Source organism: Pseudomonas sp. 05T35, from assembly GCF_056396605.1.
In genome coordinates this window covers 1-7,126 of the sequence record NZ_JBFTLU010000221.1, presented here as the reverse complement: position 1 = coordinate 7,126, position 7,126 = coordinate 1, and the positions used below count along the sequence as shown (strand labels likewise).

The following is a 7,126-nucleotide window of genomic DNA, read 5'->3' as shown; positions in this document are numbered from 1 at the left end:
TTACTCGCAGTCACCCTGATCATTTGGCATGCGCTGCTCTGGGGTATTTCCCTGACCATCATTCCCGGCATCGCTGCCTGGCAATTGTTGCGCCGCCGCCCACTGCACCGGATTCGAGCGATTCAGGCCAGTGCGCAATCCATTGTCGCCGGCAAACTGACCCAACGCCTGCCGCTGTCGGATCGACGCGACGAACTGGATATGCTCGCGGCTATCGCCAACGCCATGCTTGATCGCATCGAGCGGTTGCTGAATGAAGTCAAAGGTACATGCGACAACATTGCCCATGACTTGCGCACCCCCCTCACCCATATACGGACGCAGCTCTACCGCATTCAACAACAGGCCAGTGAAGGTTCGCCGCAGGCCTTGCAAATGAACAAGGTCATTGCCGAAGCCGATACGTTGATGGCGCGCTTTCGCGGCCTGCTGCGCATCTCTGAACTGGAAGATCATCAGCGTCGCTCCGCGTTCATCCAGTTCGATCCAATGACGTTGTTGAAGGAGGTTCATGACTTCTATTTGCCGCTTGCCGAGGAGCGCCAACTCACCCTGCGGTTGCAGCTACCGCAATCGCTGCCGTCCCTGGACGGCGACCGGGCATTGCTGTTCGAAGCGCTGGCCAACCTGCTGAGCAATTCGATCAAGTTCACACCGCACGGCGGTGAGGTCATCCTCAAGGCCGTCAGTCATGAAGGCAGCACACGGATCGAAGTGTTGGACTCCGGCCCGGGAATTCCTCCCGCTGAACGAGAGGCGGTATTCCAGCGCTTCTATCGCTGCGACAGCGCTCACCAGCAGAGCGGCTTCGGACTGGGACTATCGATTGTTGCCGCGATCATCGATCTGCACGGGTTCAGACTGGAGGTCGGAACCCGTGAGCATGGAGGCGCTCGGCTGATTCTGGATTGTCGTCCCGATTAGATCCGGTTCGGGCAAAACCTTAGTGCGCCGATCTGGCCAGTTTCAGTCGCGCACGACGGCCCCTGGATGTGTTTACCCCGGCATGCATCTAAAGTCGCCAGTCTGTGCGACTTGCTGACCGTGGGAGTCCTCCAGACGTGCACTGACTTCCTGCCCCAGGCTCGACTCCACCAGTGTGTAGTGTTCGCCCGCCTTGAATTGGTTGTAGTGGACCTCGCCTTGACAGTCCTGCTGGTTCGAGTCACCACTCGGGATCTCGAACAGCGTCACGGCCAGATCATGAGCACCGGGGGTCACTTCGAAAAAGCGTCCGTCATCGATACGTTTGCCATCCACCCGTTCCGCCAGCATGTCATTGGGTGCCTCATCCCGAAGCCCGATCCAGGCCATGCCCGGATCAGGTTTTGGCATCGGGCCGGCACAGGCGGACAACAGACAGGCCACGCTCAGGCCAGGAATCAGCAGCAGTTGTTTAAGTGTCATCGAATGACTCTCTCTCATGTAAAAAACACAGACCCCGGCATGCCTGCAGGTCAATCACCAATCGTTGGAAAGCTGGTCTACAAACACTTGAAGCGGTCGCTTTGCGCGACTTGCTTGCCGTGGGAATCGACCAGGCGGGCGCTGGCGGACTGCCCCTCGCTCGACGTATTTATCTGGTAATGCTCACCTGCCTGAAAGCCGCTGTATTGAAGATGCCCCATGCAAGTGGGCTCGACCGAGTCGCCATCTGCCCCGGTCAGCAGCGTCATCTGCAGGCGATGAGCGCCAGGCTTGACCTCGAAATAGCGACCATCGTCGACTCGCCGGCCATCGACCCGATCCGCCAGCAAACTGCTGCTCGAGGGTTGTTGCAGACCAATCCAGGCGTCGCTCGGATCGGACTTGGGAACCGGCCCCGCACAGGCGGACAACAGGCAGGCCAGGCCAAGACCTGGAATCAGTAACAGGGGTTTGAATGTCATTGAAAAAAACCTCGCAAATGACAGCCGATGTCGTCGTCAGGGTTGAAAGCAGCCCATCGGCTTGAGCATCAGAGTGGCGAGACAGGCAGGTGCAGACAAATGAATCCAGGTGAAAGGATTTTCAGGAAATCGGTAAAAATTTCTTCATTCCGGTGAAGGCAAATTGTTAGTTTGCAACCGCAAGACTGCCGAGGATTGCAACTCAACTCCTCGGAGGTTTACGGCATGCTCGGGCTGGTAAAGACTGCACTGCTAAAGCCCTACACGTTTATCGTGCTGGCAATTTTCATCTGCATCATCGGGCCCATGGCTGCGCTGCGCACACCGACCGATGTCTTCCCCGACATCGGCATTCCGGTGATTGCAGTGGTCTGGCAATACAACGGACTGGCCCCGCAGGATATGGCCGGACGGGTGATCTATACCTATGAGCGCTCCCTGAGCACCACGGTCAACGACATCGAACATATCGAGTCGCAATCGCTGCCGGGCATGGGCATCGTCAAGATTTTCTTCCAGCCAGGCGTCGATATCCGTACCGCCAATGCCCAGGTTACGGCGGTGTCACAGACAGTCCTGAAACAGATGCCCCCGGGGATTACCCCGCCGCTGGTCCTGAACTACAGCGCCTCCACGGTGCCAATCCTGCAGATGGCGTTCTCCAGCCCGACCCTGTCGGAAGCGAAAATTCGCGACCTGGTGCAGAACAGTATCCGCCTGCCACTGACTTCGGTCCCGGGCTTGGCGATCCCCACCCCCATGGGCGGCAAGCAGCGCCAGATCACCCTCGACCTCGACCCTCAGGCGCTGGCTGCCAAGGGGCTCTCGGCGCAGGACGTGGGTAACGCGTTGGCGGCTCAAAACCAGATCATCCCGGTGGGCACCGCCAAGCTCGGCCCCAATGAATACACGGTGTTGCTCAACAACAGCCCGCAAGCCATCGACGAACTCAACGACCTGCCGATCAAGACGGTCGACGGCGCGCTGATCACCATCGGCCAGGTGGCCCACGTGCGTGACGGCTCACCGCCACAGACCAATATCGTGCGAGTCGACGGCCGACGCGCCGTGCTGATGCCTGCCTTGAAGAACGGCAACATCTCCACCCTGTCGATCATCGACGGCATTCGCCAGATGCTGCCGCGCATCAATGAAACCCTGCCACCATCGCTCAAGACCTCGTTGCTGGGCGACGCTTCGGTGTTCGTCAAACAGTCGGTGGGCAGCGTAGCCCGGGAAGGCATCATCGCCGCCTTGCTGACCAGCGCGATGATTCTGCTGTTTCTCGGCAGCTGGCGTTCGACCCTGATCATCGCAGCCTCGATTCCGCTGGCGGTGCTGTCGGCCATCGCCCTGCTGGCCGCCAGCGGCCAGACCCTGAACGTCATGACCCTTGGAGGGCTGGCGTTGGCGGTGGGGATTCTGGTGGACGATGCCACGGTGACCATCGAGAACATCAACTGGCATCTGGAACAAGGCAAGGCGGTGAAGACCGCGATCCTCGACGGTGCGAAACAGATTGTCGGTCCGGCCTTCGTATCGCTGCTGTGTATCTGCATCGTGTTCGTGCCGATGTTCCTGCTGCAGGGCATCGCCGGATACCTGTTCCGGCCGATGGCCCTGGCGGTGATCTTCGCCATGGCCAGTTCGTTCATCCTCTCGCGGACACTGGTGCCAACCCTCGCGATGTTCCTGCTCAAACCTCATGTGCCCGAGCAAGGTCCGGGGCATCACCCGGAAGATGAATTCATCAATCATCATGAGGGCGAACATCACCACACGCCTCGGCATCCGTTGCTGCAAGCGCTGCTGAATTTCCAGCAGGGATTCGAACAGCGATTTTCAAACCTGCGGGACACCTACTACGGGTTGCTGCAACTGGCTCTGGAATACCGCAAGCGATTCCTGTTGGGATTTCTGGCCTGTGTCCTGGCTTCCTTTGCGCTGCTACCGAGCCTGGGCCAGGACTTTTTCCCGGCCACCGACGCCGGCGCGCTGTCCTTGCACGTGCGCTTGCCACTGGGCACGCGGATCGAAGAAAGCGCTGCGGCCTTCGACCGGATCGAAGCACGCATTCGCGAGATCATTCCGGCCGAGCAACTGGACACGATCGTCGACAATATCGGTATCCCGCTGAGCGGTATCGACATGGCCTACAGCAACAGCGGCACCATCGGTCCCCAGGACGGTGACATTCAAGTCACCCTCAAAACGGAACACAGCCCCACCGCCGACTACGTGAAGCGGCTGCGCGAGGCCTTGCCCGAAAGCTTCCCCGGCAGCCATTTCGCTTTTCTGCCAGCGGACATCAGCAGCCAGATCCTCAACTTCGGCGCACCGGCACCGCTGGACGTGAAAATCTCCGGACCCGATAGCAACGCCAACCGTGCCTACGCGGTGGAACTGGAGCGACGCCTGCAACATGTGGCCGGTATTGCCGACCTGCGAATCCAGCAGTCCACCGGTTATCCGTCGCTGCAAGTCAAGGTCGACCGACTGCGGGCCAATGGCCTGGGCATCACCGAACGTGACGTGACCAACAGCATGGTCGCGTCCCTGGCCGGCAGCTCCCAGGTCGCGCCGACCTTCTGGCTAAACCCGGCCAACGGCGTGTCGTATGGAGTGGTCGCGGCCACCCCGCAATATCGCCTGGACAGCCTGCCATCGCTGGAAGCGTTGCCGGTCACCGGCAGTGACGGGCGCTCGCAGATCCTCGGCGGCCTGGCGAGCATTTCCCGGGGGCAGAGCGAGGCGGTCGTCAGTCACTACAACGTCATGCCGACCCTGGACCTGTACGCCAACGTGCAGGGCCGTGACCTCGGCGGCGTGGCCAAGGACATCCAGAAAATTCTGGACGACACCGCTTCCTTGCGACCCAAGGGTTCGGTGATCAGYCTGCACGGGCAAATCGACGCCCTGCATGAAGCCTTCAGTGGGCTGAGCTTCGGCTTGCTGGGTGCGGTGGTGCTGATTTATCTGCTGATCGTGGTCAATTTTCAGTCCTGGGTCGATCCGTTCGTGATCATCACCGCCCTGCCCGCAGCGCTCGCCGGGATTGTCTGGATGCTCTTTCTCAGTGGCACCTCGTTATCGGTGCCGGCTCTGACCGGGGCAATCCTTTGCATGGGGGTGGCTACCGCTAACTCGATTCTGGTGGTCAGCTTCTGTCGCGAACGCCTGGCGGAACATGGCGATGCCCTCAAGGCGGCGCTGGAAGGCGGCTACACGCGCTTTCGCCCGGTGTGCATGACGGCCCTGGCGATGATCATCGGCATGCTGCCGCTGGCCCTGTCCGAAGAACAGAACGCACCACTGGGCCGCGCCGTCATCGGCGGCCTGATCCTCGCGACCACTGCCACTCTACTGTTCGTTCCGGTGGTGTTCAGCCTGGTCCACGGACGTCAATCTCGCGCTATTGCTGAAGAAAATTTTGCTGGAGAAAGCTCTCATGTCGCCTGATCAAAAACCGTCGCGCAAACGCCTGATGCTGGTGGGCATCGGAGGCCTGACCCTGGCCGCGCTGCTGGTCGCTAACGGCCTGGCCGCCCGCACCCGCCATGAAAAAGCCGTAGCCGCCTGGACCGAAACCGCAGCCGTACCGCAAGTCAGCGTGTTCCAGCCGCAACAGAACATTCACGGCGATAGCCTGCGTCTGCCAGCCCATCTGGAAGCCTGGAGCAAGGCACCGATTCATGCCCGGGTCAGCGGCTACCTCAAGGACTGGAAAACCGACATTGGCACTCAGGTCAAAGCCGGGCAGATCCTCGGCGAAATCGACAGCCCGGACCTCGATCAGCAGGTCGCGCAGACCCATGCGCGGCTGATCCAGGAGCAGGCCAACGCACGCCTCRCCGAAACCACCGCGACCYGCTGGCAAAACCTGCTGGCGACGCATTCGGTGTCGCGTCAGGAAGCTGATGAAAAACGCTCCAATGCCGCAGCAGCCAGGGCCAACGCCCAGGCAGCCGCCGCCGATTACGCCCGGCTCTCGGCGCTGGAAGACTACAAAACCATTCGTGCTCCGTTCGCCGGGACCATCACCGCCCGCAACACCGATATCGGCCAGTTGATCRAGGCTGACAGCGACAGCGATCCGGAGCTGTTCGACATCGCTGACACTCATCAACTGCGCCTGTATGTGCCGGTGCCGCAGAACTACGCCAGCGTGATCCGCCCCGGCATGCAAGCCCAATTGATCGTGCCGGAACACCCCGGCCAGCACTTCAGCGCCAGACTGATCGGTGACTCCACCGCCGTCGACCGCCTATCCGGGACCTTGCTCGCACAGTTTGTCGCCGACAACCCGGACGGGGCGTTGCTGCCCGGTGACTATGCCGAAGCCACGCTGCAGATTCCGGCCGACACTCATGGCGTGAGCATTCCCGCCAGCTCGCTGATCTTCCGCGCCCAAGGCACTCAAGTGGCCGTGCTCGACCCGGATAACCGTGTGCACTTGCGCGATATTCATATCGGTCTGGACCTGGGTGCACGGCTGGTCATTGACCAGGGCTTGAAGCCTGCGGACCGTGTCGTCGACAACCCACCGGATGCGTTGCGTGAAGGCGACGCCGTACAACTGGCCGACGCCGGAGGTACTCATGCGCCCAAGGCTTGAACCTCTCGCCGCAGTGCTGGCCATGGCGCTGACTCTGCAGGGCTGTTCGCTGGCGCCAAGCTACAAGGCGCCGCCGATCAACTTGCCCGCACAATACCGCGAACAGACCAGCGACGGTCCCTGGCACATGGCCAAACCCACCGAACAGCTGCCTTCGCAATGGTGGCAGTTATACCAGGACCCGCGTCTGGACAACCTGCAACAGCAACTGCTCAAGGCCAACCCGGACCTGGCGGCAGCCCTCGCACACTTTGATGCGGCGCAGGCTTACGCCGGCCAACTGCATGCCGGGCTGTTCCCCCAGGTCACCGCCAGTGCRCAGCCGCTGCGCCAGCGCCAGTCGGACAACCGACCCTTACGCGGGGCCACCCAACCGTCGGTGTACAACAGCAATACCGCAGGCTTCGCACTGAGCTTCGACCTCGACCTGTGGGGGCGGATTCGCAACCAGGTGGCCGCCGGCGATGCCCAGGCCCAAGCCTCTGCCGATGACCTCGCCGCCGCTCGTTTGAGCCTGCAGCATCAACTGGCAACGCTGTATGTCCAGCTCAATGGCCTCGATGCCCAGAGCAAGATCCTCACCAGCTCCCTCGATGATTACGGCCAGGCCCTGCAACTGACC

The 7,126-nt window shown here is 61.1% G+C and carries 6 protein-coding genes; 4 read left to right on the top strand and 2 right to left on the bottom strand.

Annotated elements, in window-relative coordinates; translation table 11 throughout:
* The coding region (locus AC1DH9_RS17445) for a sensor histidine kinase (protein ID WP_477808492.1) at positions 1-924 on the top strand (924 nt) is incomplete at its 5' end.
* Between the two features lie 72 nt (positions 925-996).
* Here the strand turns inward: AC1DH9_RS17445 and AC1DH9_RS17440 are convergent.
* Both AC1DH9_RS17440 and AC1DH9_RS17435 read right to left on the bottom strand, forming a co-directional pair.
* Positions 997-1,407 (bottom strand): PA0061/PA0062 family lipoprotein, encoded by a 411-nt coding sequence (locus AC1DH9_RS17440; protein WP_427528285.1) that lies wholly within the window; start codon positions 1,405-1,407, stop codon positions 997-999.
* Between the two features lie 77 nt (positions 1,408-1,484).
* Positions 1,485-1,889 (bottom strand): PA0061/PA0062 family lipoprotein, encoded by a 405-nt coding sequence (locus AC1DH9_RS17435; protein WP_427540318.1) that lies wholly within the window; start codon positions 1,887-1,889, stop codon positions 1,485-1,487.
* Positions 1,890-2,114: 225 nt separating this feature from the next.
* On the opposite strand from AC1DH9_RS17435, the gene AC1DH9_RS17430 reads away from it, so the two are divergent.
* The 3 genes from AC1DH9_RS17430 to AC1DH9_RS17420 form a co-directional block, all read left to right on the top strand.
* Positions 2,115-5,348 (top strand): efflux RND transporter permease subunit, encoded by a 3,234-nt coding sequence (locus tag AC1DH9_RS17430; protein WP_427540321.1) that lies wholly within the window; start codon positions 2,115-2,117, stop codon positions 5,346-5,348.
* On the top strand, positions 5,338-6,504 hold the full coding sequence (locus tag AC1DH9_RS17425) for an efflux RND transporter periplasmic adaptor subunit (RefSeq protein ID WP_477808491.1): 1,167 nt from the start codon (positions 5,338-5,340) through the stop codon (positions 6,502-6,504). Before AC1DH9_RS17430 ends, AC1DH9_RS17425 begins: the two co-directional genes overlap by 11 nt.
* A partial coding sequence (locus AC1DH9_RS17420) for a TolC family protein (protein WP_477808490.1) occupies positions 6,488-7,126 on the top strand: 639 nt, incomplete at its 3' end. The genes AC1DH9_RS17425 and AC1DH9_RS17420, both read left to right, overlap by 17 nt.